General features: G+C 42.4%; 25 protein-coding genes, 1 pseudogene and 1 riboswitch. Of the genes and pseudogenes, 21 read left to right on the top strand and 5 right to left on the bottom strand.

The features are described 5' to 3' along the window. Positions 1–6: 6 nt before the first annotated feature. The 5 genes from nadB to MHB83_RS17250 all read left to right on the top strand — a co-directional run bounded on the left by nadB (position 7) and on the right by MHB83_RS17250 (position 5,640). Positions 7–1,581 (top strand): L-aspartate oxidase, encoded by a 1,575-nt coding sequence (nadB, locus tag MHB83_RS17270; protein ID WP_342496512.1) that lies wholly within the window; start codon positions 7–9, stop codon positions 1,579–1,581. Continuing rightward, entirely contained in the window at positions 1,563–2,426 is an 864-nt protein-coding gene (gene nadC / locus MHB83_RS17265) for a carboxylating nicotinate-nucleotide diphosphorylase (RefSeq protein ID WP_335355703.1), read from the top strand. The genes nadB and nadC overlap by 19 nt, the downstream gene beginning before the upstream one ends. Then, positions 2,413–3,522 carry a quinolinate synthase NadA gene (gene nadA / locus MHB83_RS17260; RefSeq protein WP_226803777.1) on the top strand — a complete coding sequence of 370 codons (1,110 nt, stop codon included), beginning with the start codon at positions 2,413–2,415 and terminating at the stop codon, positions 3,520–3,522. The genes nadC and nadA overlap by 14 nt, the downstream gene beginning before the upstream one ends. Positions 3,523–3,653: 131 nt before the next feature. Beyond that, positions 3,654–4,889, top strand: coding sequence for a SafA/ExsA family spore coat assembly protein (gene safA / locus MHB83_RS17255; RefSeq protein ID WP_277551941.1), 1,236 nt, complete (start codon positions 3,654–3,656; stop codon positions 4,887–4,889). A 133-nt stretch (positions 4,890–5,022) separates the two neighbouring features. After that, the gene (locus tag MHB83_RS17250; protein WP_003216228.1) at positions 5,023–5,640 is read left to right on the top strand and encodes a YhcN/YlaJ family sporulation lipoprotein; all 618 of its coding nucleotides are present in this window, start codon (positions 5,023–5,025) and stop codon (positions 5,638–5,640) included. Between the two features lie 40 nt (positions 5,641–5,680). Here MHB83_RS17250 and MHB83_RS17245 read toward each other — a convergent pair whose 3' ends face one another. After that, a complete protein-coding gene (locus MHB83_RS17245; protein WP_137054907.1) occupies positions 5,681–6,313 on the bottom strand; it encodes a LysE family transporter in 633 nt (210 codons plus the stop codon). Between the two features lie 237 nt (positions 6,314–6,550). After that, a riboswitch (TPP riboswitch) is annotated at positions 6,551–6,659 on the top strand. A gap of 127 nt (positions 6,660–6,786) precedes the next feature. Here MHB83_RS17245 and thiC point away from each other — a divergent pair. Continuing rightward, entirely contained in the window at positions 6,787–8,547 is a 1,761-nt protein-coding gene (gene thiC / locus MHB83_RS17240; protein ID WP_253622377.1) for a phosphomethylpyrimidine synthase ThiC, read from the top strand. Positions 8,548–8,582: 35 nt separating this feature from the next. On the opposite strand, the gene MHB83_RS17235 is transcribed toward thiC, so the two are convergent. After that, positions 8,583–8,729, bottom strand: coding sequence for a hypothetical protein (locus MHB83_RS17235; RefSeq protein WP_003216600.1), 147 nt, complete (start codon positions 8,727–8,729; stop codon positions 8,583–8,585). 195 nt (positions 8,730–8,924) lie between these two features. On the opposite strand from MHB83_RS17235, the gene MHB83_RS17230 reads away from it, so the two are divergent. Continuing rightward, positions 8,925–9,104 (top strand): hypothetical protein, encoded by a 180-nt coding sequence (locus tag MHB83_RS17230; RefSeq protein ID WP_034620653.1) that lies wholly within the window; start codon positions 8,925–8,927, stop codon positions 9,102–9,104. Positions 9,105–9,337: 233 nt separating this feature from the next. Here the strand turns inward: MHB83_RS17230 and MHB83_RS17225 are convergent, their stop codons facing one another. Then, positions 9,338–9,982, bottom strand: a complete 645-nt coding sequence (locus tag MHB83_RS17225; protein ID WP_253622378.1) for a protein kinase family protein — start codon at positions 9,980–9,982, stop codon at positions 9,338–9,340. Positions 9,983–10,220: 238 nt separating this feature from the next. On the opposite strand from MHB83_RS17225, the gene MHB83_RS17220 reads away from it, so the two are divergent. The 7 genes from MHB83_RS17220 to yajC all read left to right on the top strand — a co-directional run bounded on the left by MHB83_RS17220 (position 10,221) and on the right by yajC (position 15,239). Further along, positions 10,221–10,721 (top strand): intercompartmental signaling factor BofC, encoded by a 501-nt coding sequence (locus MHB83_RS17220; RefSeq protein WP_253622942.1) that lies wholly within the window; start codon positions 10,221–10,223, stop codon positions 10,719–10,721. A gap of 148 nt (positions 10,722–10,869) precedes the next feature. Continuing rightward, positions 10,870–11,475 (top strand): Holliday junction branch migration protein RuvA, encoded by a 606-nt coding sequence (gene ruvA, locus MHB83_RS17215; protein ID WP_253622379.1) that lies wholly within the window; start codon positions 10,870–10,872, stop codon positions 11,473–11,475. 11 nt (positions 11,476–11,486) lie between these two features. After that, positions 11,487–12,491 carry a Holliday junction branch migration DNA helicase RuvB gene (ruvB, locus tag MHB83_RS17210; RefSeq protein ID WP_050943663.1) on the top strand — a complete coding sequence of 335 codons (1,005 nt, stop codon included), beginning with the start codon at positions 11,487–11,489 and terminating at the stop codon, positions 12,489–12,491. Next, complete coding sequence (locus MHB83_RS17205; RefSeq protein ID WP_003216361.1) at positions 12,484–12,684, top strand: DUF2905 domain-containing protein; 201 nt, start codon at positions 12,484–12,486, stop codon at positions 12,682–12,684. Before ruvB ends, MHB83_RS17205 begins: the two co-directional genes overlap by 8 nt. Positions 12,685–12,718: 34 nt before the next feature. Next, a complete protein-coding gene (gene queA, locus MHB83_RS17200) occupies positions 12,719–13,747 on the top strand; it encodes a tRNA preQ1(34) S-adenosylmethionine ribosyltransferase-isomerase QueA (RefSeq protein WP_044140021.1) in 1,029 nt (342 codons plus the stop codon). A 31-nt stretch (positions 13,748–13,778) separates the two neighbouring features. Further along, on the top strand, positions 13,779–14,924 hold the full coding sequence (gene tgt, locus MHB83_RS17195) for a tRNA guanosine(34) transglycosylase Tgt (RefSeq protein WP_003216540.1): 1,146 nt from the start codon (positions 13,779–13,781) through the stop codon (positions 14,922–14,924). A gap of 48 nt (positions 14,925–14,972) precedes the next feature. Continuing rightward, positions 14,973–15,239 carry a preprotein translocase subunit YajC gene (gene yajC, locus MHB83_RS17190; RefSeq protein ID WP_003216659.1) on the top strand — a complete coding sequence of 89 codons (267 nt, stop codon included), beginning with the start codon at positions 14,973–14,975 and terminating at the stop codon, positions 15,237–15,239. 51 nt (positions 15,240–15,290) lie between these two features. Here yajC and MHB83_RS17185 read toward each other — a convergent pair whose 3' ends face one another. Then, positions 15,291–15,668, bottom strand: coding sequence for a TIGR04086 family membrane protein (locus MHB83_RS17185; protein WP_003216839.1), 378 nt, complete (start codon positions 15,666–15,668; stop codon positions 15,291–15,293). Positions 15,669–15,833: 165 nt separating this feature from the next. Between MHB83_RS17185 and MHB83_RS17180 the strand changes: the two genes are divergently transcribed. Then, positions 15,834–16,496 carry a DUF421 domain-containing protein gene (locus tag MHB83_RS17180; RefSeq protein ID WP_003216185.1) on the top strand — a complete coding sequence of 221 codons (663 nt, stop codon included), beginning with the start codon at positions 15,834–15,836 and terminating at the stop codon, positions 16,494–16,496. A 1-nt stretch (position 16,497) separates the two neighbouring features. On the opposite strand, the gene spoVB is transcribed toward MHB83_RS17180, so the two are convergent. After that, a complete protein-coding gene (gene spoVB, locus MHB83_RS17175; RefSeq protein WP_342496511.1) occupies positions 16,498–18,048 on the bottom strand; it encodes a stage V sporulation protein B in 1,551 nt (516 codons plus the stop codon). Between the two features lie 115 nt (positions 18,049–18,163). Here spoVB and MHB83_RS17170 point away from each other — a divergent pair, with 115 nt between their 5' ends. The 6 genes and pseudogenes from MHB83_RS17170 (at position 18,164) to MHB83_RS17145 (ending at position 24,780) form a co-directional block, all read left to right on the top strand. Further along, positions 18,164–18,460 (top strand): post-transcriptional regulator, encoded by a 297-nt coding sequence (locus MHB83_RS17170; RefSeq protein ID WP_003216788.1) that lies wholly within the window; start codon positions 18,164–18,166, stop codon positions 18,458–18,460. A 41-nt stretch (positions 18,461–18,501) separates the two neighbouring features. After that, positions 18,502–20,730, top strand: coding sequence for a protein translocase subunit SecDF (gene secDF, locus MHB83_RS17165; RefSeq protein WP_003216337.1), 2,229 nt, complete (start codon positions 18,502–18,504; stop codon positions 20,728–20,730). Between the two features lie 179 nt (positions 20,731–20,909). Next, positions 20,910–21,382: pseudogene (locus MHB83_RS17160) on the top strand (cation:proton antiporter regulatory subunit). 102 nt (positions 21,383–21,484) lie between these two features. Continuing rightward, the gene (locus tag MHB83_RS17155; protein WP_003216178.1) at positions 21,485–21,838 is read left to right on the top strand and encodes a lipopolysaccharide assembly LapA domain-containing protein; all 354 of its coding nucleotides are present in this window, start codon (positions 21,485–21,487) and stop codon (positions 21,836–21,838) included. 81 nt (positions 21,839–21,919) lie between these two features. Beyond that, positions 21,920–24,244: a single-stranded-DNA-specific exonuclease RecJ gene (gene recJ, locus MHB83_RS17150; protein ID WP_342496510.1), complete on the top strand. Its 2,325-nt coding sequence runs from the start codon at positions 21,920–21,922 to the stop codon at positions 24,242–24,244. A gap of 23 nt (positions 24,245–24,267) precedes the next feature. Continuing rightward, complete coding sequence (locus MHB83_RS17145; protein WP_003216770.1) at positions 24,268–24,780, top strand: adenine phosphoribosyltransferase; 513 nt, start codon at positions 24,268–24,270, stop codon at positions 24,778–24,780. The last annotated feature ends 114 nt before the right edge of the window (positions 24,781–24,894 follow it).

Here is a 24,894-nt window from a genome sequence, read left to right as displayed (position 1 = left end):
GGGGCGATGGTGTCATCAATCAAAAAAATCATTGTGGTGGGATCAGGCATTGCAGCGCTTTCCTTTGCAAAAACCATTTCAGCAAGCTGCGAAGTCATCATGATGACAAAAAAACAATTTTCCTCTAGTAATTCCATGCTTGCACAAGGAGGAATCGCTGCTGCCTTTTCAGCACAGGATTCTGTTCATCAGCATGTACAAGACACATTAGCCGCCGGCTGTGATCACAATGATGAAAGGGCGGTACAAGAGATCGTACGTCTTGGAAAGCATATGGTGGAGCAGCTCGTAGAAGAAGGCTGTCCATTTGATCAAACGGAGACGGGCGTGCCGCAATTAGGTAAAGAGGGGGCGCATACGACTCATCGCATTTTGCATGCAGGAGGAGACCAAACAGGTAAAACCCTCGTGCAGTATTTAAAAAATCAGCTTGGCTCACATATTCATTTATATGAAAATTCCCATGTCGTTGATCTGCTCGTTCACGAAGGAACCTGCATAGGAGTGGTCTGGAAAGATGAGAAAGATCGCGTACATACCATGACCGCAGATGCCGTTGTCTTATCGACAGGCGGCTGCGGCTCCCTTTATGAAACAAACACAAATGACCCTTCTGTAACAGGAGACGGACTGATGATGGCTTATCGAGCCGGTGCACAATTAGCTGATCTAGAATTTGTTCAATTTCATCCTACCCTCTTGACGATCGCTGGAAAAGCAGTCGGTCTCGTTTCAGAGGCAGTCCGAGGAGAGGGAGCCTATTTAGAAGATGAAACAGGCAGGAGAATCATGAAAGGCATTCACCCACAAGCTGATTTAGCGCCTAGAGATATCGTCTCTAGAGCTATTTTTCATGAGCAGCAATTAGGTCATGAGCTGTATCTCAATATCAGCGAAATTGCACATTTCTCAGTTCGTTTTCCAGCAATTGCTGCAATGTGTGAGCGTGCAGGTGTCGATATAGCAAGCGGCAGGCTCCCAGTTTCCCCTGGTATGCATTTTTTAATGGGCGGAATCTGCGTGAATGAATATGGAGAAACGACGGTTCCATCTCTTTTTGCTATCGGAGAAGCGGCCTGTACAGGCTTACACGGAGCGAACCGATTGGCGAGTAATTCTCTCTTGGAAGGTCTCGTTTTAGGAAACAAAGCGGCACGGAGAATTGAAGAAATACCTAAACAGAAAAAAACAATCTCCTCTTTCTCAATTCAAGAAATATGGCCTGTGCCAGAGGTTTCAGAGGATCAGTTGAGACAATGGATGACAACATATGCCGCAATTGTAAGAGACGAAAAAGGGCTAAAGACCTTACTGCAAACATTACAGCAAGTCCCTTATCAGCAAATGAATGTGAAGAATATCACAAGTGAACAGATCGAATTAAGCAATCAATGGGCATTAGCGATTTGCCTTGTGAAGTCTGCATTACTTCGTACAGAAAGCAGAGGTGGTCATTATCGAATGGATTATCCAAATCGGAATGATGCATTATGGCGGGGCGTGCAAATTGTCCATGAAAAAGGCCACATTCACATGATGAAAAATGAAAGGATCGGTGCCAAATGGAACGTTTACAGTTAAAACAAATGCTGACTCATTTTTTCACAGAAGATATTGGTTTTGGAGATGTATCAGCTGATGGCATTTTTGGAGAAAAGAAAGGAACAGCCTATATCATCGCAAAACAATCGGGTGTATTGGCAGGTTCTCAAGTCATTGACATAGGGTACCGCCTGCTGAATGAACAGATTCAGACTGAGTTGTTCTTTGAAGAAGGTGGTTGGATTCATTCAGGGGCAGTGCTGGCGAAAATAAAGGGACCAGTCAGCGACTTATTAAAAGGAGAACGGGTCATTTTGAATGTCTTGCAGCGCATGACAGGTATCGCCACTTTAACACATGAAGCAGTGCAGCGATTAGCGGACCCGTCGATTACGATTTGTGATACGAGAAAAACGACGCCCGGCTTGCGTATGTTAGAGAAATACGCTGTGAAGACAGGTGGGGGAAAGAATCATCGCTTCGGCTTATCAGATGGGGTAATGATTAAAGATAATCATATCGCTGCATGCGGCTCTATTCATGAAGCAGTAGAGAAAGCAAGAGCATATGCCGGTCATATGGTGAAAATTGAAGTGGAAATTGAATCAGAAACGCAGCTAAAGGAAGCCATAGATGCAAAGGCCGATGTCATCATGTTTGACAACTGCTCTCCGGACGAGGTAAAACGTTTTAAACAAATGACGCCTGAGACAATTTTGACAGAGGCTTCAGGAGGTATCACGCTAGAGACATTGCCAAGTTACAGAGGGACAGGTGTCGATCTTATTTCACTTGGTTTTCTGACACATTCTGCCCCAGCATTTGATTTTAGTATGAATATGGAATTCAGTCATAAAGGGGGAACAACTCATGTCACTGCTTGATGTACTCGCGAATCAACATGTAGCCATGATGCCAGAAGAATATAAACACCGATCTGTTGAGGAGATGAAGCAGCGTGTGTTAGACATTAAACGAGCCTTTGGATCAAAGCTTTTTATACCAGGGCATCATTATCAAAAGGATGAAGTCATCCAATTTGCAGATGTAACAGGAGATTCATTGCAGCTCGCACAAATAGCCGCGGACAACAAGGAAGCGGAGTACATTGTGTTCTGCGGTGTTCACTTCATGGCTGAAACAGCAGACATGCTGTCAAATAAGAATCAAAAGGTTCTATTGCCAGATATGAGAGCAGGCTGTTCAATGGCAGATATGGCAAACATGAAACAAACGGATAGAGCATGGGAGCAGCTCACTGATCTGTTTGGGGAGACAATTCTTCCCCTTACGTATGTCAACTCAACAGCTGATATTAAAGCATTTGTCGGAAAGCATGGCGGGGCCACTGTGACATCATCAAACGCTAAAAAAGTGCTGGAGTGGGCGCTCACACAAAAAGAGCGCATTCTGTTTCTCCCTGATCAGCATTTAGGGCGTAATACGGCCTTTGATTTAGGTATTTCACTTGAAGAAATGGCTGTCTGGAATCAAATAGAAGAAAGGCTCATCACCGATCAGCCGCTTTCCCGCATCAAGATGATTTTATGGAAAGGCCATTGCTCTGTCCATGAGAAATTTACGGTGCGGAATATTGAAGAAACGAGAAAAAGAGACCGTGACATTCAAATTCTTGTCCATCCAGAGTGCACGCATGAAGTCGTCACGGCTTCTGATCTTGCCGGTTCAACGAAATTTATTATTGATACGATCAAGGAAGCAGCAGCAGGAAGCAAGTGGGCGATTGGAACAGAGATGAATTTGGTCAAGCGAATCATAGATCAGCATCCAGATAAACAAATCGAATCCCTCAATCCGGATATGTGTCCATGTTTGACGATGAATCGGATCGATCTCCCTCATTTGTTATGGTCACTAGAAAGCATAGAGAAAGGTGATCCGGTCGGTTTGATTCAAGTCAATGAAGACACGACAAAAGACGCTTTACTTGCACTGAATAAAATGCTCGCCATTAAATAATGAATCAGCCCCTCCTATCAGAAAACAAGTTTTTATCATATCGGCTTGTAAATAGGCATAAATTTATGGTGAAACATATTGTACTTCTGACATAACCGTTACGTTCACGTTTTGCATAGGAGGGGAAAACGTTGAAAATTCATATTGTGCAAAAAGGAGACTCCCTTTGGAAAATTTCAAAGAAATACGGAGTCGACTTTCAAGAATTGAAAAAACTAAATTCACAGCTCAGTAACCCAGATTTGATCATGCCGGGTATGAAGATCAAGATTCCATCTAGTGGTGTTCCTGTAAAAACAGATCATCAGAAAGCAAAAGAAATGCCAAAGCCGAAAGAACATCCGTATGTGAAAGAAAAGCCAAAAGATGTCGTGCAAGTGCAAGATACGAAGCCGAAAGAAAAGCCAAACGAACCTGTACCTTATGTACCGCCAGTGCCAAAGATCGAGCAGCCAGCTTTTCCACAAGTCGATGTGAATTATTATCAGACCAATCTCTACCAGCCATTCACGCCTCCTCCCAAAAAAGAACATCATGAGAAAAAAGATCACGTTCATGAAAAGAAAGATCATGTTCATGACAAAAAGGATCATAAAGATCATGTTCATTATGAGAATAAGGAGCATAAAGACAACAAGGACCATTTCCATCATGAAAATAAAGGTCATTTAAAAGATGAAGTGGCAAAGGGGTATGATCCGTTTATTCATATTCCGCATCAAAAGGAGGAGGGAAAAGATATGGAGCACAGCAATTACCCAAACCTTCCTAATTTCCCGCAAATGCCGAATGTAGGAGGCGCAGCGGTAGGGGGAATGGCTGAGAATAAGGAACATCATCACCATCACCAGCATCATGACGCATATGATCCTTATTATGGTCATGGTCATTACATGCCGGCAATGTATCCATATCCGCAGCAAATGGTGCCAGCATCGCCAATTTTACCAGGGTCAGGTCTTTGCTATCCTGTCCAGCCATATTATCACCATCACATGATGCCATATCCATACCCAGCGCAGCCGTATTATCCTGCGTATCAAGCGCCAGCTTATTACGGAGAACATTATGAACATCATGCAAACGATGGGCATCACTGGCACCACCATATGCATCCAAATGCCAATGCCAACGCCAATGTCAATGCGAACGTGAATCAAGGCTTTTATCCAAATGTTTCAAATGAAGCTTATGGCAAGGAAGACTGCGGATGTGATGATGGCATGAAGCAGCATCAGCCATGGCCAGGACATTACCCGAATCCTGTACCTTATGGCCAAATGGGGGCTTATCCAGCTCAGCCTTATATGCAGCCATATCCAGGTCAATCTGTTTTTGCAAGACCAGAGGAAGACGAAGAAGAGTAATAACAGAAGGAGCGATCTCAATCGTTCCTTTTTTTGTTTATAACTGACAGCTTGATTTTTCCCCAAACTGTACATGCTAAAACAGAGCCTGTTTCGCGCTCATGAGATTGAATTTGTACAGGGGGTTTTTCGTTTGAGACAAAAATGGCAAAAAACGATCGCATTAGTGCTTCTTCCTATTGGGTTAACGGCATGTGGTACAAATGACAATGCAGGTGTAGATACACGTCATAATCAATCAGGTCAGCCAGTCGGATATCATTCGAATAACCGTGCGGATGACAATAACCAAGATCATCAAGGGCCAGTTTCTGAACTCATGGAGGGAATGAACGGTGGGAATACAACGAATGTTGATTATCGCACCCGCCCTCAAGCAGATGATCGAACGCCTCTCGCAGGTGGTGACGGACGCTACAGTCATGGAGATATGAACTATCATAACCAAATGTCGTTCTCTGGCTACGATAAACAAGAGAATGTGCAGCGTTCAAGAAAAATTGCCAATCGCGTCAATAAAATGAACCACGTTGCAGACTCACAGGTGATGGTAACAGATGAAAATGTGTATATTGCCATTAAATCAGATGGACGTCTGACGTCAGAGGGCGTATCACAAGTGGAAGAAGCAGCGACTCGTTATGCGGATGGAAGAGCTGTCCAAGTCATTAAAGACGAGGGAGCTTTCACACGCTTTAGAGATATGAGAAGAACACAATTTGAAACAGGTCAAACAGGCATGACTCGATAAGTAAAAAAGGCTAAAGTTCCTCAAGAACTTTAGCCTTTTCTTAAAAATAAACCTTAATGCCTATATAGAATTCGTAAAAGAAATAACAGCCAAATCCAAGTAATAAAATACCAGCAATAATGGATGTCCATTTGATCATCGTTCGATTCATCACTTTTCTTGTTAAGGATACAAGGGTGAGAAGACTGATGTCATGAAGGAGAATCCCTGCCAAAATACCGCCTGATGCCAGCATAAATTCAGATGAATCTGTTTTTGTATATGCATCTGCCAGTACAGCTCCGAATACAGAAACCCAGAACACAAGGTTTCCAGGAGACACCGCGACAAGCAAGCCGTTTCTGTACGTTTTTGCGAAAGATTTATTGACTTTTTCGCCAGCTAAATGGATGTCTTGATCCGCATGTTTAATGGAATCGTATGCGAGCATCATTAAGAAGATAGCTCCGATCAGCCAGAGCGGGATTTGGACAAATGGCAGTGATAAAAACTGAGCAAATCCAGCATACAAAGCCATGATTAGTAAGAGATCAATGGTCATGCCGCCTGCTCCTACAGTTAAACCATGAAAGAAGCCGTTTTTTAATCCTTGTTTTGTCATTTCAACCGTGATCGCTCCAACTGGTAGAGCAATTGAGAATCCTATGACGATAAATGTGAGAAATGTTTGCAATCGACTAGAACTTCCTTTAAAAAAGTCTGTATAAAAATTCTCCGTTTAGATTAATTATACATAATAGGAGAAAAGGATCAATGATTATTTCAGATTTTATCTAAATGTTTGAGGAGGATGATGTATATAAAGGTGTATATCAAGCTGGCTTTATCTCTTTTGTAGTGAAAAGGAACTATTTTCCTAAAACTCCTTTTTTTCATGGCATCTCTATGCTACACTGTTGTGGAAATAAATAAATGTGACTAGGGGTGCCCGCGGCTGGGCTGAGAGAGAAGTGTATGCTTCTTAACCCTTTGGACCTGATCTGGCTCGTACCAGCGTGGGGAAGTTGAAGATGATACATGTGTCTTATAAATGAGATTCATGTTTATTTCTAACGACGAAACCAGGTTCTGTTCATAGAGCCTGGTTTTTTTGCTGGTGCTGATTCCATCCTGTCCGGTGACAAGAAGAGAAGGAGAGAACAGCAAATGAAAGAAAAGAAAAATACCCTATCAACTCAATCGTTATTATCAAGCTTTGATGGCAGCCGAAAGGTGTATGAGAAAGGGTCAAGACCTGACATTTTAGTGCCAAAAAGAGAGATTGCCCTCTCACAAACGGTGACGCAGGCAGGAAACATTCAAAATGAACCGATTCGTGTGTACGATACGAGTGGACCTTACACCGATGAGCGTGCCCATATCGATGTTACAAAGGGGCTTCATCGTCTGAGAGCGGCATGGATCGAAGAAAGAGGGGATACAGAAAGCTATGAAGGACGTCATGTAAAACCTGAAGATAACGGATATCGCTCCAAAGAGAAATCGTCACATCAGCATGTTCTTACTGATTTTCATCATGAGCCGCTTCGCGCAAAACAAGGTGCCTGTGTGACGCAAATGCATTATGCAAAAAAAGGTATTGTGACGCCTGAAATGGAGTTCATCGCGTTAAGAGAAGGGTTAAGTCCTGAGTTCGTGAGAGAGGAAGTAGCCAGCGGAAGAGCCGTCATTCCAGCGAATATTAACCATCCTGAAAGTGAACCGATGATTATCGGAAGGCATTTTCATGTCAAAATCAATGCGAACATTGGCAATTCAGCTGTGACATCATCCATTGATGAAGAAGTTGAAAAAATGACTTGGGCGATCAGATGGGGTGCAGACACTATGATGGATCTGTCTACAGGAAAGGACATTCATACAACGAGAGAATGGATCATACGCAATTGCCCAGTCCCAGTAGGCACCGTTCCCATTTATCAGGCGCTTGAAAAAGTGAATGGCGTGGCAGAAGATTTGACGTGGGACGTGTACAGAGACACGTTAATTGAACAAGCAGAGCAAGGAGTAGACTACTTCACGATACATGCGGGCGTGCGGTTAAGGTATATTCCGCTGACAGTCGATCGGGTAACCGGAATTGTTTCAAGAGGCGGTGCCATTATGGCAAGATGGTGTCTTGCTCATCATCAAGAGAATTTCCTTTATACCCACTTCGAAGATATTTGTGAGATTATGAAAACGTATGATATTGCCTTTTCACTTGGAGATGGGCTTAGACCAGGATCAATAGCTGATGCCAATGATGAAGCGCAGTTTGCAGAGCTGGAAACGTTAGGTGAATTGACAGAGATCGCTTGGAAACATGATGTTCAGGTGATGATTGAAGGACCTGGGCATGTTCCAATGGATAAAATCAAAGAGAATGTAGACAAACAAATGGAGATTTGCAAAGAGGCACCATTTTATACATTAGGACCTCTTACAACAGATATTGCTCCGGGATATGATCATATTACATCTGCCATCGGCGCAGCTATGATCGGCTGGTATGGAACAGCGATGCTATGCTATGTAACGCCAAAAGAGCATTTAGGGCTGCCGAACAAAGAAGATGTAAGAGAAGGTGTGATCGCCTATAAAATTGCTGCACATGCTGCTGATCTAGCAAAAGGACATCCTGCTGCTCAAAAGCGCGATGATGCTTTATCGAAAGCAAGGTTTGAATTTAGATGGCGGGACCAATTCAACCTGTCACTTGATCCAGAAAGAGCGATGGAGTTCCATGATGAAACATTGCCTGCCGAAGGCGCTAAGACTGCCCATTTTTGCTCAATGTGCGGACCGAAGTTTTGCAGCATGAAAATTTCCCATGATATTCGCAATCAATCAGAAGAAGTAAAAAAAGAGATGGAGAAGAAGGCGAAGGAGTTTATCAGCCAAGGAAGTCAAATATATTCATCCTAAAAAAGAACCTCGCACGCATGTTGTGCGGGGTTTTATCAGATCGCGGATAAGGCTTTTCTTAAGAGGTGGAAAAATGCCTTTAATGCAACCCCTATCATGTCCAGACTCGGAATGAGGGCATCTGTTAAATGAAACACGACTGTTTGTCTTTCAGGAGATGTTCGTTTCTTTTTCCGTTTCATAAAGAAAACCTCCTTTTTAAAATACTATACTTCTTTGCAAAGAAGAGGGATAGAGATATTGTTTGAATTTAAACAAAATTTAAACTTCTTGTGTTTGAAAGGAAAGAAGGAGGGGAAACGAGTTGAGTAGAGAATGAATGAAAAGAGCCGATCTATTTGGCCAGCTAACAAGAGAGAGTGGAAGGTGATCTTATGATGAAAGTATTTAAGGTAACATTTCATATGAACAATGGGGAAGTGCTTGATTTCGAGCTAAAACGTCCAGCTACCTATGATGTGTATAAGAAAATTGAAGAAGCCAATCATTGGTTTAAGCTGAATAATGAAATCATTAACTTATTAAATGTGAATAGCATCCATGTTGAAACAGATTGACACAGAAAAGCCGCTCAGTGAGAGGGGCTTTCAGATTGTTGACAAAGGGCTAAAATGATCTTTATTTTAGCCCTTTGTCTTCTTTTCAGCGTGATAGAAAACCTTTGAAGTCTAGGAAGGGCGAGCACTGGCGCGGAGCGAATTGAACATTCGTGAGCACTAGCGCGCAGGACTGACAAAGAATGCGAGGGTTTGTCTACACGCTGAAAGCCGCTCAGTGAGAGCGGCTTTCATTATGCAGAGAAATCATTCCGATTATTAAACTGGCCGCGGGACAGCCAGTTCTTTTTATATAAATAAGCAATCACTTCAAGCCATAGACGCGGTGCTTTTTTCGGGAAAAAAGGTTTTTGATAATAAGCGTAAGCGGCTTTTAAGTCATCCCATTGGTGGCATGCTTTTGTTTGTGTGAAACGGGCAACGTCGATGACCCTGACCTGTCCTTCCTTTGTTAAGATCAGATTCCTCAGATGGATATCAGAAGGATTCAATCCTTTCTCGCGTGCTTCTTCTAGCGCATCATCGACTTGTTCAATCATTTGTTTTTTAATAGGAATCCCCTTTGTGAGGCATTCATAGAATGTATGTCCTTTAATATATTCCATTAAAATATATTGATCCCCAGATTCATAAATCTCAGGGTAGTAAGACGAACCAGAAAGTTTTTCATAAATGGCGGCTTCTTTGCGGGCAATATGCTGATAAGAAGGGAAAAAGACTTTTAACGCCATTTTCTTGCCGTTTTTTTTGTATGAAAAGACATAGGCACTTCTTCCTTTGCCGCACAGCTCAAGCTCTGCCGGTTTAAAGGCAAGCTTATGAAGACGTTTATCCTCATGATACTGAATCGATTCGGCTAATCTTTTGACTTCTGACATTGACTTCACCTTCTTTGGTTTCAGTTTATGCGGCTGAAAAACGAATGATGAAAAAACCGAGCATTCGATAAAGCAATGGATTGTATAAAACATACCATTTACGAATGAAGGATACAACGAAAGACTCTTCCCATATATTCATGTCATCGATTTGGTTAATGTTTAGAAAAATGGGTCAAACTACATATGTCATGCATCGATCTCATGTTTTAAAGAGGTGTAAATAGTGAAAGTGAAGATGAAATGTTTCGTTACAGGACTTATCATGACAAGTGTGCTTTTTTTCGCTACGGATATGGAAGGAAAAGAACACTTGCAAAAGCAGTCAAACTCGATCACCGTACAGCTTGAAAAAGTTTATCTAGACGGAGATGTGAGTATTGAAAGACACCGGGCATCATTAGAAGACAAAGACACATTCTGGTCGCAGTATAAAGGCTGGACGCTAGTAGAGCAGAAAGAGGATTTTGCGCTTTTTAGAAAGCAAATTGATGATATCTCTCCATTAAGTAAAGCAAATGGATATATCGGATTATCAGAGGACGGTGTGATTTCTACGTTTCATGGAAGGCCTGACGGCTGGGCGGAGCCCATTCATCTCTTTTTTCAAATTGATACGTCCCGTTTAGAAAGTCATGTGGAGGAGCAGCTTGAGCAAGGCATTCCTTTTCGAACAAAGGATGAATTTGAGCATGTGCTTGAAGTCATGAAGACTTACCGAAATGAAATATCGTTTTAAAGCGTATAACAGCTTGCTGGTGTGAAGGCCGCAAGCTGTTTTTCGTAGTGTCATCGTAAAAATGCATTGAGCGAACGTATGTTAACTTTTATTGCGGTTTTCTTCTCGATTTATGTTACAATGAAGAACAGTCAAAGAGGTGAAAACGGTGATAGAGTTTGTAAAAGGGACCATTGATTATGTGTGCCCGCAATATGTTGTCATAGAAAACGGCGGAGTGGGATATCAAGTCTATAGCCCAAACCCGTTTATCTATCAAATCAATAAACAAGAAACGATTTATACGTATCATTACATAAAGGAAGACGCTTTTTCGTTATATGGATTTCAAACACGAGAAGAAAAAGCGCTGTTCACAAAACTGTTAAATGTCACAGGGATTGGGCCGAAGGGGGCTCTAGCGATTCTTGCTTCAGGTGATCCAGGCGCTGTCATTTCAGCGATAGAACGTGAAGATGAAGCGTTCCTGATTAAATTCCCTGGTGTTGGCAAAAAGACAGCTCGCCAAATCATTCTCGACCTAAAAGGAAAGCTAGCTGATGTTGTGCCTGAAATGATTGGCAATCTATTTAATAACGAGGACCATATTCAGGTCGAAACGCAGCAAACGGCATTAGACGAAGCGCTTGAAGCCTTAAGTGTTCTCGGATACGGTGATCGCGAAATTAAAAAGGTTCTTCCATTGTTAAAAGAAGAAAAGAATCTCACAACCGATCAATATGTGAAAAAAGCTTTACAAAAAATGTTGAAATAGGGTGATGTCTCATGGATGAACGGCTCGTCTCAACTGAAGCAGACAACCATGAATCAGCCATTGAGCAAAGTCTGCGGCCACAGACACTTAGCCAATATATCGGTCAGCAAAAAGTAAAGGATAACCTCAGCGTGTTTATTGAAGCTGCCCGTATGAGGCAGGAAACACTCGATCATGTCCTTTTATACGGACCGCCCGGACTCGGGAAAACAACGCTCGCGTCGATTATTGCCAATGAAATGAATGTTCAGCTGCGGACAACATCTGGACCAGCGATTGAACGTCCTGGCGATTTGGCGGCGATCTTGACTTCTCTTGAGCCAGGTGATGTGTTGTTTATAGATGAAATTCATCGCTTGCAGCGCTCAATTGAGGAAGTGCTTTATCCAGCAATGGAGGATTTTTGTTTAGATATCGTCATTGGCAAAGGAGATACAGCGCGCTCTGTACGGCTTGATTTACCGCCATTTACACTTGTAGGTGCCACGACCCGTGTCGGGCTTTTAACAGCGCCGCTTCGTGACAGGTTTGGAGTACATGCAAGATTGGAATACTATGAGCAAAGAGATTTGGCTCACATTGTTTCAAGAACAGCAGAGCTGTTCGAGATTGGGATCGATCTTCGCTCAGCCGAAGAGATCGCAAGACGTTCCCGCGGTACGCCGAGGGTTGCCAATCGTCTACTCAGAAGAGTAAGAGATTTTGCGCAGGTGCTTGGGAATCACGCGATTACCGAGGACATTGCAGAAGATGCCCTTGAGCGCCTTCAAGTCGACAAGCTTGGTCTTGATCATATCGACCATAAGCTGCTTTTAAGTATGATTGAAAAATTTAGAGGCGGGCCTGTTGGGCTTGATACGATCTCAGCGACAATTGGAGAAGAATCACATACGATTGAAGATGTGTACGAACCGTATTTACTGCAAATTGGTTTCCTGCAAAGAACACCAAGAGGACGGGTCGTCACAAGAGAAGCGTATGAACATTTTCAAATGGAGGTTCCGATTCGTGACTGAATTCCCTAAAATATTGATGATTTTAGGTGGTGTCCTTTTTGCCGCAGGATTAGGTTTTCAATTGGTTGGTAAGCTTCCAGGTGATATTTTTGTGAAAAAAGGAAATGTGACGTTCTTTTTTCCTGTGATCACATGCATTGTCATTAGCATCGTGCTCACGATATTACTTAATATCTTTGGACGGATGAAATAACGTTAACTAGTTAACTACAGAATAGGTGAAGGAAATGAAGCTAGAACTATTTGATTTTGATTTACCAGAAAGATTGATTGCACAAGTACCGCTTGAAAAACGAGATGCATCAAGACTGATGGTCTTAAATAAACAAACGGGTGAGGTGACACACGATACATTCTCACAAATTACCGATTATTTTCAAACTGGTGATTGTCTCGTTTTAAATAATACACGCGTTCTGCCGGCACGGTTGTTTGGAATGAAAGAGGATACAGGTGCAAAAGTTGAACTTCTTCTCTTAAAACAAGAGGAAGGCGACAAATGGGAGACACTTGTAAAACCAGCCAAACGGGTGAAAAAAGGAACAGTGATCACATTTGGTGATGGACGGCTTCAAGCGGTATGTACAGAAGAATTAGAACATGGCGGAAGAAAAGTTGAGTTTCAGTATACCGGCATTTTTTACGAAGTACTTGAATCCCTTGGTGAAATGCCGCTGCCTCCTTATATTAAAGAGCAGCTTGACGATCGTGAACGCTATCAAACGGTGTATTCGAAAGAGGTCGGCTCCGCTGCTGCTCCGACTGCTGGTCTTCACTTTACAAACGAGCTGCTGGATGCGCTGAAAGCAAAGGGTGTGCACATCGCATTCATTACACTGCACGTGGGGCTTGGTACTTTTCGTCCGGTCAGTGCAGATCGTATTGAAGAACACGAAATGCACGCGGAATTTTACGAAATGAATGAAGAAACAGCGGCAGAGCTTAATCGCGTTCGCAAAGAAGGCGGGCGGATTATTTCAGTGGGGACAACGTCAACGAGAACGCTAGAAACCATTGCAAGTGCGCATGACGGTGAATTCAAAGCGTCAAGCGGCTGGACGTCAATCTTTATTTACCCCGGCTACACATTCAAGGCAATTGATGGCATGATCACGAATTTCCATCTGCCAAAATCCTCGTTAATCATGCTTGTCAGCGCATTAGCTGGACGAGAGCATGTCCTAAAAGCGTACAATGAGGCTGTAAAAGAGGAATACCGATTCTTCAGCTTTGGCGATGCCATGCTGATTCAATAACATCATACAACAAAGACAGGAGGGCTCATTTTTGTCGCAATTACCGATACGTTATGAGTTCATTAAATCATGCAAACAAACAGGTGCACGACTAGGACGTGTTCATACACCGCACGGCTCCTTTGACACACCTGTATTTATGCCGGTAGGTACACTGGCTACAGTCAAAACGATGGCGCCTGAAGAACTAAAGGCAATGGAAGCAGGCATCATCTTAAGCAATACGTACCACCTATGGCTCCGTCCGGGTCATGACATTGTGAAAGAAGCAGGCGGCCTGCATAAATTTATGAACTGGGATCGAGCGATTTTGACCGACTCAGGCGGATTCCAAGTCTTCTCTTTGAGTGAATTTAGAAAAATTGAAGAAGAAGGCGTCCACTTCCGTAATCACTTAAATGGAGATAAGCTGTTCCTTTCTCCTGAGAAGGCCATGGACATTCAAAATGCGCTTGGCTCTGATATTATGATGGCATTTGATGAATGCCCGCCATATCCAGCAGAATACGATTACATGAAACGTTCTGTAGAGCGGACAAGCAGATGGGCAGAACGCTGTCTAGAAGCACATCAGCGTCCAGAGGATCAAGGGCTGTTTGGAATCATCCAAGGCGGAGAATACGAAGAGCTTCGTAAACAAAGTGCAAAAGATCTCGTGTCACTTGATTTCCCAGGCTACGCCATCGGAGGCTTATCTGTTGGGGAACCAAAAGATGTGATGAACCGTGTACTCGAGTTCACAACGCCATTGTTACCAGCAGACAAGCCAAGGTACTTAATGGGTGTCGGCTCACCAGATTCCTTAATTGACGGCGCCATTCGCGGTGTAGATATGTTTGACTGCGTGCTGCCAACACGAATTGCTAGAAACGGTACGTTGATGACAAGCGAAGGACGTCTAGTTGTGAAAAATGCAAAATATGAGCGTGATTTCAGACCAATCGATGAAAATTGTGACTGCTACACATGTAAAAACTACACACGCGCTTATATTAGACATTTGATCAAAACAAATGAAACGTTCGGAATTCGATTAACAACTTATCATAATCTTCATTTTCTGTTAAAATTAATGGAGCAAGTGAGAGAAGCTATCCGTGAGGATCGTTTAGGTGATTTTAAAGAAGAGTTTTTTGAGCGTTACGGCTTTAACGAACCGAATGCGAAAAACTTTTAACGCATAAACGAAAAGGCTTTACAATGCTTTAGAAAGGGGTGAAATAGAATGGATGGTGGTATGGGTTCAATCATTATGATTGTTGTCATGTTTGCTGTGCTTTACTTCTTATTAATCCGTCCACAGCAAAAGCAACAAAAAGCTGTGCGTCAGATGCAGCAATCTTTATCAAAAGGCGATAAAATCGTCACAATCGGTGGTTTACATGGTGAAATCGACTACATTGATGAATCAAAAGTGGTCATCAAAACAAGCGAAAACAACCGTTTAACTTTCGATCGTCGTGCTATTAGAGAATTAGCTGACAAAGGCTAATCCTCCGATACATAGCCATAAAAAAAAGAGCGATATAGATCCGCTCTTTTTTTATTTGCCTCGAAGATTGACGCCAATCATTCCGCCGAGCATACAAATCCCTAGAAATGCCCCATGATAGATGAACTGCTCTGGTGAAAAGGTTTCTCCAAACCCTAAATATTGAAACAAAAATACAGTGAGGGAAAAGATCAGCGAAGTAATCGCACCAATGAACCAGCCGCGCTCCTTTGCCTTTCCTCCAGAAATGATCCCCCCTAATAAAAGTGCCACAAAGGACAAAATCATAATCATCCATTTAAACGATGATTCCTGCATACTTGTGAAGGTAAGCATGAGCGATACAAGTAAGCTTGTGACAATCATGACGATAAAAATGGCCATTAAGCCGGATAAAATCCCTTTTCCGATTTGTTTCGTTTCCTGCATGTGATTCGTCTCCTCTCCAATTGACCGAAGCTTGTCTTTTACTAAAATGTATTCACATAGAAGAAAAAATAGACATGTTTCTCACGATAAAAACAGAGGCTTTCTTTTCTACATAAATAAAGGGTTTTGACACAAGCTATGGTGGAGAAGGAGGGTTTACATCACATGCAGGACATCTTGATTATCTCCATGAGAACAATCATTTTATATTTTCTTATTTGGTTTATTTTTCGGTTAATGGGCAAGAGAGAAATTGGCGAATTGAGTATTTTAGATCTTGTCATTTTTATGATGATCGCAGAAATTGCGGTTCTCGCTATAGAAGAAGTCGAGGATCACATGTTACATACGGTATGGCCGATCCTGCTGTTAACCTTCATTCAAATCACACTTGCCTATCTCTCATTGAAATTCCAAGGTGTCCGGCGCTTTCTTGACGGCAAACCGGTCCTGCTCATCATTAATGGGAAAATTGACGAGGGTGCGATGAGAAAACAGCGATACAATTTTGATGACCTGCTCATTCAATTAAGAGAAAACAACATCGATAGCATTCAGGATGTGTCTTACGCCATTTTAGAGCCATCCGGAAAGCTTGCGGTTGTTGAAAAAGAAAACAAGCACACACACGGAGCGCTTGAGCTGCCACTTATTGCTGATGGCGTTGTACAGCACGATCATTTGAAGCAAATTAATCAAAATGAACAGTGGCTGAAAGATGAGCTTGCCAAAAGGGGCTATCATGAAATTGATCAGATTTCCTACTGCAGCTTTAATCAAAAGACATTTTATATTGATTTGAAAGATGAAGTGATCAAGAAGAAATGAGCTAAAGCAGTTTCCCTATAAACGGGATACGGCGAAGCTCTTCACGCTTCACTAGCCCTAGACAGATTAATAGAATGACATACAGCGCGCACGTAACAAAGATCAGCATCACAAGCTCAATCGGGGCAGAAAAGAGCCCGTTTACTTGAGATTTCAGCCAAAGGCTCACGGCCCCAGTGCCGATGATCACAAGAACGCATATCCCATATTCCTTCATTGGTAAATGAATAGGCAGTACTTTACCGACAGTTGCCGCATGAAGCAGCGTGACAAGGACGATGCCGATTAATATTGCAAGTGCTGCCCCCATAATGCCAAAGCCCGGCTGTGAAGCAAGGACAAAAATCATTCCTGTTTTCACAACAGCACCTATCAGACTATTCGTCATCGCCGCACCAGCTAAATTGAGTGCTTGCAAGACGGCTTGAAGCGGCCCTTGAAAATAATATAGAAGAAAAAATGGTGCCATGAATTTTACATAAATAGCCGCATGCGATGAACCATACATAAAGAGCGTTAAATCTTCTGCGTAAACGAAAAGAATAATACAGGAAATACCTCCGCTGAGTAGACAAAGACGCATCGCCTGCTTCAGCCGGTATTCGACCGTTTTGCGTTTGTTCTGCTCCATTCCTTCACTGATTGCCGGGACCAGTGCAGTGGAGAGAGAATACGTAATAAAGCTAGGCAGTGTCAAAAGGGTCAGCGCAAGACCAGTCAATTCCCCGTATTGTCTTGTCGCCTCGACGGCCGCATATCCAGCAATGGCAAGACTTTGCGCGACAACTATCGGCTCTAAAAACCACGAAATATTCCCGATAAAACGGCTGCCTGTTGTTGGCAGGGCAATACTCATCAGCTGCTTAAACGTGTCCTTACCGTCATGAATCGCCTTAAAAAATCGTTTTCGAATACGAATGGTCTTTTTATAACGAAAGGCAATCAGTAAATAAGCAAGTGAAATCATCTCTCCAATAACAGATGAAATCATCGCACCTGCTGCCGCATATTCAATCCCATAAGGAAGGAAAGCCGTTGTACATACTGCCACTAGAGAAATTCTTGCAACCTGTTCCAGTACTTGAGATATGGCAAGCGGGCTCATTTGCTGTCTGCCTTGAAAATACCCTCTTAGCACACTGGAAATGGCGATGACTGGGACAACGGGCGTAATGGCAAGCAGTGGATAGACCGTTCTAGGATCTGTCAGCATATTTTCTGCCATGATGGGTGCAAACCATAAAAAGAGCGGCGTGAATATCAGGCTGAGAGTCCCTGTTATCGCAAGAGACATGACAAGAATTCGTTTTGTTTTCTGTTTGTCTCCACGAGCTTCTGCTTCTGCGACAAGCTTGCTAATAGCGACAGGCAGTCCGAATTGTGTCAGTGTCACAGCGAGAAAAAAGGTAGGAGCAGCCATCATATAAAGCCCGACTCCTTCTTCGCCAACGAACCTTGCAATCACAATTCGATTGACAAAACCCAATATTCTCGTGATAAAACCTGCTAAAATTAAAATAATCGTGCCCTTTAAAAACGTTTGCTTCGTCAAATCAAAGATCACCTGCCTTCTCAAACGACATAGAATCATATACAATAAGATATGCGTGTATATCGTCCAAGCATGACAAGTCTCTCGATAAAAACTGAAAAGGGGGAGCGTCCCATTGACACAACATCCGGCTGCAATTTACAAAGACCATTTAAAGCCTTTTCTGTTCAGTAAGCTTGAAGAATTCATCGTTTTGGGCTATAAAGATGTAGATTTAGAGGAATTATGGTCATACTTAGAGAATAAGAAGTGGAAGAAAAAACAAGAGTATCCGATTCATGAAATGGTTGCAGATATTTTATCTGTGAAAATTGGCGAATTTATGAACTATGCAACCGTTCAGTCGTTTAAAACGTCTGCTTTTTTGGACAGTGAAGATGGCAAGAATATGCTAGATGAACTGTTGAAATAAGCCATCTTAATGGATTCAGGTGTTTAAGGAGGAAATACATAATGAAAAAAGGGCGCATTCTTGCGTTTTTCTTAGTGGTTCTGTTAATCGGAACTGGCGTAGGCTTACTAACAAAGCCTGTTGCGAAAGATATGACGCTAGGGCTGGATTTACAGGGTGGATTTGAGGTCCTGTATGATGTACATCCAGTGAAAAAAGAGGATAAAATCACAAATAGTGTCCTCGTCAGTACAGTGGAGGCTTTAAACCGAAGAGCCAATGTGCTAGGTGTAAGTGAGCCGAACATCTCGATTGAAGGCAACAATCGTATCCGTGTGCAGCTTGCGGGAGTAAAAGATCAAAACAGAGCTAGGGAGATTCTTTCCACTGAAGCACAGCTATCCTTCAGAGATACGAATGATAAAGAACTCCTTAACGGGGCTGACCTGGTCGAAAACAGTGCAAAACAAACATTCAGTCAAACGAATGAGCCAATTGTGACGGTTAAACTAAAGGATGCGAAAAAATTTGGTGACGTCACAAGAAAAGTAGCGGCGATGGCGCCGAATAACCAGCTTGTCATTTGGCTTGATTACCACAAAGGAGATTCCTTCAAAAAAGAAGTCTCAAAATCAAACCATAAGTATGTCTCTGCACCGAATGTGAATCAAGAAATTAACAGCAGTGACGTGCAAATTGAAGGGAAATTTACTGTCCAAGAGGCAAAGGACCTTGCAAGTATTTTAAATGCCGGGGCATTGCCAGTGAAATTAACAGAAAAATATTCAACATCTGTGAGTGCACAGTTTGGTGAACAAGCACTGGACGAAACAGTGTTCGCAGGAATTGTAGGAATCGCATTTATCTTCTTATTCATGCTGCTTTATTACCGATTACCTGGTCTTATCGCTGTCATCACACTTTCAGCTTATATTTACATTACGCTTCAAGTGTTTGATTGGATGGGTGCAGTCATGACGCTGCCTGGAATTGCGGCATTGATTCTAGGGGTAGGGATGGCTGTTGATGCCAACATTATTACTTATGAGCGGATCAAAGAAGAGCTCAAGCTCGGCAAATCAGTCCGTTCTGCTTTCAGATCAGGGAACCGCCGATCATTTGCAACCATCTTTGATGCAAACTTAACAAGTATTATTGCCGGCGGCGTGCTGTTCTTCTTCGGGACAAGCTCGGTAAAAGGATTTGCAACGATGCTCATCCTATCGATTTTAACTAGCTTTATCACAGCTGTCTTCCTATCAAGATTCCTTCTTGGTCTTCTTGTTGAAAGCCGCTATCTTGACCGGAGAAAAGGCTGGTTTGGTGTTCGTCAAAAAGACATTATGAACATTCATGAAACAACAGAAACCACCGAGCCAAAAACACCATTTGATAAGTGGGATTTCGTCAGCAAACGTAAAGGATTTATGATTTTCTCAGCTACTATCACCATTGCGGGAATCATCGTTCTTTCCATCTTCAAGCTGAATGCGGGAATTGACTTTACTAGTGGAACTAGAATTGATATCCAAAGTGATCACAAGCTGTCAACTGAACAAGTCGAGCAAGACTTTAAAAAGCTGGACCTTGAGACAGACAGTGTCGTGTTATCGGGTCAAAAAGAAAATCAGGCAGCAGCGAGATTTGTCGGTGTGCCGAACAAAGAAAAGATTGCTGAAGTGAAAGATTACTTCAAAGATAAATACGGAACGGAGCCGAACGTAAGTACAGTGTCTCCGACTGTTGGGAAAGAACTTGCCCGAAATGCATTATATGCTGTCATCATTGCTTCAATCGGGATCATTTTATATGTCTCCGTTCGATTTGAATATAAAATGGCCATTGCAGCGATTATTTCACTGCTGTATGACGCGTTCTTTATCGTGGCCTTCTTTAGTATTACGCGTTTAGAGGTGGATGTCACCTTCATTGCGGCGATCCTCACAGTCATCGGATATTCGATCAACGACACGATCGTCACCTTTGACAGGGTTCGTGAACAAATGAAGAAGCGCAAACCAAAAACCATTGAAGATCTATCGTACATTGTGAACTTAAGTTTACAGCAAACCTTTACGCGATCTGTCAACACGGTATTAACCGTACTTGTTGTTGTGATCGCACTGCTTATCTTTGGATCAGCATCAATTACAAACTTCTCCATCGCCTTACTTGTCGGTCTGTTAACAGGGGTGTACTCATCTCTATATATCGCAGCGCAAATTTGGCTCATGTGGAAAGGCCGTGAGATGAAAAAACCGGCGAAGATTGATACTGAGCAAGATATTTAATGTAGCAAGACTGCCTGAACGGCAGTCTTTTTTCTGTAGTTTTTCGGAAAATAAGATGATTTGAAAAAACATTTCGGGTTTCATTGATCTTGAAATGGTCTTTTGCTATAATGACATACGTTTAGATCAGTATAGAAAGCAAGTGTCCGTTTGAGGCATTTGGCTTTGGAGGGGCTGTTATGAAGGTTCGGGAAATTGAACTGCCAGGTACCGGTCACAAAGCCGAAATGATCACAAGAAATAATGAGAAGCTTGCCATCATTACACACGATGACGGCAGGAGAGAAATGTATCATTTTCAAGAGGACGATCATGAAGAATCTATTTCTGATATCTTGCTAAACGATGAAGAAGCAAGACAAATTGCAGCAATCTTAGGCGGCATGGTATATAAGCCGAAAGCGCTTGAAACTGTAGAAGTAGCCATTGATAAACTGATGATTGAATGGTTTAAGATTGAAAAGAATGCACCAGCTGTTCAGCAAACCATCGGTGACCTGAGTGTCTGCCAATATGATCAAGTAACAGTCATCGCTATCGTGAGAAAATGAATCCAGGACCTGAAACGGTCATTGAAGAAGGGGATACCCTTGTTATTTCTGGAGAAAGACAAGAAATAAAGAATCTCATTTTAAAAAAACTCAGCAGCTAATTCATGCCCATGCTGTTAGATTTTCTTCCGCGCTTTTCTTTCTGTGTTTAAAAAGGACAATAAAAAGGGAAGAATAAAAGAAAAAGCTTGGGGGATATGTAGATGAACAAACAACAATGGACCATCATACTCGCATTTATTTTCGTATTAATTGTCTCAGTATTTGCCGTGATCAATGTGCGGCCGGTGCAAGTTGACTACTTATTTGGATCGGCTGAATGGCCGCTGATCCTTGTCATTATTGGTTCTGTGCTCATGGGCGGACTCATTGTGGCTTTTGCAGGGATTTTCCAAATTATGAAACTAAAACGTGAACTAAAGGCATTAAAAGCTGAGCGTGCAGCCGCACCTGCACCTGCTGTTTCGAATAAAAAGATCGACAAAGACGTTCAAAAGAAACCGAATGTGACGCCTTTAAAAGAACAGCCAGCATCATTTAACCGGAAGGAAAAATAATCTTCCAGCACAATTTCATAAAATAAAAATTGAAACCCCTCAGGCCACTCTAGTATAATAGTGTGGTTGAGGGGTGAATTTATGTTATTATCCAAAATGCGCTGGGAATATGAACATCCAAGCGAAGAAAAAGTGAAATCACTCTCTGAAAATCTGAATATTTCAGCGCTGACTGCATCGCTTCTTGTAAAAAGAGGACTTGAAGAAGTAGAAGAAGCGAGGTCTTTTTTATTTGATCAAAAAGCCGAATTTCATGATCCATTTCTATTAAAAGGAATGAAAGAGGCAGTAGAGCGCATCAACAAAGCGATCGAAAAGCAGGAATCGATTGTGATCTTCGGAGACTATGATGCGGATGGTGTGACAAGTACGTCTGTGCTTTTACATACATTAAAAGAGTTGTCTGCGAAAGTAGACTTTTATATTCCAGATCGATTTAAAGAAGGCTATGGGCCTAATGAACAGGCTTTCCGATATATCAAAGAGCAAGGCGCATCGCTTGTCATCACCGTCGATACAGGCATTGCAGCTGTAAATGAAGCACGTATTGCAAAAGAAATAGGGTTAGACCTGATCATTACAGATCACCATGAACCAAGTGAGGAACTGCCTGAGGCACTTGCGATTGTTCATCCTAAGCAGCCAGGCTGTGAGTATCCCTTTAAAGAACTTGCCGGTGTAGGCGTAGCATTTAAAGTGGCGCATGCACTTCTTGGAAAGCTGCCAACTCAGCTGTTAGATCTTGCGGCAATTGGGACAATAGCGGATCTTGTGCCGCTTCATGATGAGAATAGATGGCTCGCTAAAAAAGGGCTTATGCAGCTTAGGCAGTCGAATAGACCAGGGCTGAAGGCGTTATTGAAAGAAGCAGGTGCTACTCTTGAAGAAGCAAATGAGGAAACGGTCGGCTTTCAAATTGCGCCAAGGCTGAATGCTGTAGGACGAATTGAACAGGCCGATCCAGCTGTTCATCTTCTCATGACAGAGGATAAGGATGAAGCAGAAGAACTCGCTCGTTTTGTACAAGAACTGAATAAAGAACGTCAAAAAATTGTGAGTACGATCACAGAAGAAGCCATTCAAATGGTGGAAGAGACAGGTGATGACCAGTCTGCAATCGTTGTAGCGAAAGCTGGCTGGAATCCGGGTGTTGTCGGAATTGTTGCCTCTAAATTGACGGATAAATTTTCTCGTCCGGCGATTGTGCTTGGAATAGATGAAGAGACGCAAATGGCAAAAGGATCAGCGCGGAGTATTCCTGGCTTCGATCTATTTTTCCATTTAAGCAAATGCCGTGACATTCTGCCTCATTTTGGCGGGCACCCGATGGCTGCGGGTATGACACTTCGAGCGGATGATGTTCCTTTACTAAGGGAAAGATTAAATCAATATGCGAATGAAACGTTGACGGAAGAAGACTTTATTCCGATTCAGCGGGTTGATGCTGTATGCAAGGTAGACGAGTTGTCGGTTGAAGCAATTGAAGAAGTGGGGATGCTGTCACCATTTGGCATGCAGAATCCAAAGCCGTTCATCATGATTGAAGATGTGAGACTTGAAGAAATCCGAACAATTGGAGCAAATCAGAATCATATTAAAATGTCTCTGAAAGACGAAGAGAAGCTGCTTGACTGTGTCGGTTTTCATCAAGGTCAATTAAAAGAAGAAGTTGTCACAGGTAGCCGCATTTCCGTCATTGGTGAAATGTCCATCAATGAATGGAATAACCGGAAGAAACCACAGCTCATGCTAAAAGATGCCCGAGTAGATGAGTGGCAGCTGTTTGATTTGCGCGGCAAAAAAGATTGGGAAAAGACAATCTCCACGCTTGACCCAGAAAAATATGTGGTGGTCTGTTTTGACGAAGAAACAAAACAGGAAGTCAAAATCCCGATTCATCATGTCCATGCAGAAAATGTTTCAACATTCAATGTAGAAGGCAAGTATGTTGTCTTTGCAGATGTTCCAGCAGATGAACACTTACTAAGGCAGCTGTTAGAAAACCAAAAGCCAGCTAGAGTTTATACGGTTTTCCAAAGAAAAGAAGATCATTTCATGTCCTCTTTCCCTAGCCGCGATCAATTCAAATGGTTTTATGGATTCTTGTTAAAGCGAGGAAGTTTCCCTCTCAAGGAGCAAGGAATGGAGCTTGCGAAACATAGAGGCTGGACAAAAGATACAATGATTTTTATGACAAAGGTGTTTTTTGAACTCGGTTTTGTTAAAATAGAGAATGGTGTGCTGTCAATAGTACGTGATGCCCCTAAAAAAGATTTAACGGCATCAGCATCCTATACAGCAAAACAACGATTGATGGAACTCGATCAAACACTAACATATTCCTCAGCCAAAGAGCTGAAGGAATGGCTGAATAGCATGATGAGCGAAGTCTCACCTGTGCTTTGACGTACGAGGAGGAAAAGGAAAAGATGGATTTAAAACAATATGTGACAGTTGTACCTGACTACCCAAAGGAAGGTGTACAATTTAAAGATATTACAACGTTAATGGATAAAGGCGAAGTGTACCGTTATGCAACGGATCAAATCGTTGAATACGCGAAGGAAAGAGACATTGATCTCATTGTTGGACCTGAAGCGCGTGGATTCATTATTGGCTGCCCTGTAGCTTACGCACTTGGTGTAGGTTTTGCACCGGTTCGTAAAGAAGGAAAGCTTCCTCGTGAAGTCGTTAAAGTCGAATACGGCTTAGAATATGGGAAAGATGTATTAACGATTCATAAAGATGCGATTCGTCCTGGTCAACGTGTATTGATTACAGATGACTTACTTGCGACTGGTGGAACAATTGAAGCGTCCATCAAGCTTGTAGAGGAATTGGGCGGCGTTGTGGCAGGAATTGCATTCTTGATTGAGCTGACGTATCTGGACGGCAGAAAGAAGCTTGACGGTTACGATATCTTGACGTTAATGCAATACTAATGGAGTTTTACGAAAAAAGCACTCGGTAAGAAGGGTGCTTTTTTCCTATCAAAAATCTTTTAGCGGACTTCTTCTCTTTACATCTATCGAATTTTTCTTGATAATAAACTACAA

Source organism: Bacillus sp. FSL K6-3149 (assembly GCF_038630515.1).
GTDB lineage: Bacteria > Bacillota > Bacilli > Bacillales > Bacillaceae > Bacillus > Bacillus pumilus.
This window is presented reverse-complemented; position numbering and strand designations above follow the sequence as displayed.

Excerpts from the sequence above, each read along its gene's own strand:
- MHB83_RS17155 (WP_003216178.1), top strand. The coding sequence starts at position 21,485 with ATGAACAAACAACAATGGACCATCATACTCGCATTTATTTTCGTATTA.
- nadC (WP_335355703.1), top strand. The coding sequence starts at position 1,563 with ATGGAACGTTTACAGTTAAAACAAATGCTGACTCATTTTTTCACAGAA.
- ruvB (WP_050943663.1), top strand. The coding sequence starts at position 11,487 with ATGGATGAACGGCTCGTCTCAACTGAAGCAGACAACCATGAATCAGCC.
- thiC (WP_253622377.1), top strand. The coding sequence starts at position 6,787 with ATGAAAGAAAAGAAAAATACCCTATCAACTCAATCGTTATTATCAAGC.
- MHB83_RS17180 (WP_003216185.1), top strand. The coding sequence starts at position 15,834 with ATGCAGGACATCTTGATTATCTCCATGAGAACAATCATTTTATATTTT.
- nadA (WP_226803777.1), top strand. The coding sequence starts at position 2,413 with ATGTCACTGCTTGATGTACTCGCGAATCAACATGTAGCCATGATGCCA.
- MHB83_RS17220 (WP_253622942.1), top strand. The coding sequence starts at position 10,221 with ATGAAATGTTTCGTTACAGGACTTATCATGACAAGTGTGCTTTTTTTC.
- yajC (WP_003216659.1), top strand. The coding sequence starts at position 14,973 with ATGGATGGTGGTATGGGTTCAATCATTATGATTGTTGTCATGTTTGCT.
- queA (WP_044140021.1), top strand. The coding sequence starts at position 12,719 with ATGAAGCTAGAACTATTTGATTTTGATTTACCAGAAAGATTGATTGCA.
- MHB83_RS17145 (WP_003216770.1), top strand. The coding sequence starts at position 24,268 with ATGGATTTAAAACAATATGTGACAGTTGTACCTGACTACCCAAAGGAA.
- MHB83_RS17225 (WP_253622378.1), bottom strand. The coding sequence starts at position 9,982 with ATGTCAGAAGTCAAAAGATTAGCCGAATCGATTCAGTATCATGAGGAT.
- MHB83_RS17185 (WP_003216839.1), bottom strand. The coding sequence starts at position 15,668 with ATGCAGGAAACGAAACAAATCGGAAAAGGGATTTTATCCGGCTTAATG.
- secDF (WP_003216337.1), top strand. The coding sequence starts at position 18,502 with ATGAAAAAAGGGCGCATTCTTGCGTTTTTCTTAGTGGTTCTGTTAATC.
- MHB83_RS17235 (WP_003216600.1), bottom strand. The coding sequence starts at position 8,729 with ATGAAACGGAAAAAGAAACGAACATCTCCTGAAAGACAAACAGTCGTG.
- MHB83_RS17230 (WP_034620653.1), top strand. The coding sequence starts at position 8,925 with ATGAAAGTATTTAAGGTAACATTTCATATGAACAATGGGGAAGTGCTT.
- nadB (WP_342496512.1), top strand. The coding sequence starts at position 7 with ATGGTGTCATCAATCAAAAAAATCATTGTGGTGGGATCAGGCATTGCA.
- recJ (WP_342496510.1), top strand. The coding sequence starts at position 21,920 with ATGTTATTATCCAAAATGCGCTGGGAATATGAACATCCAAGCGAAGAA.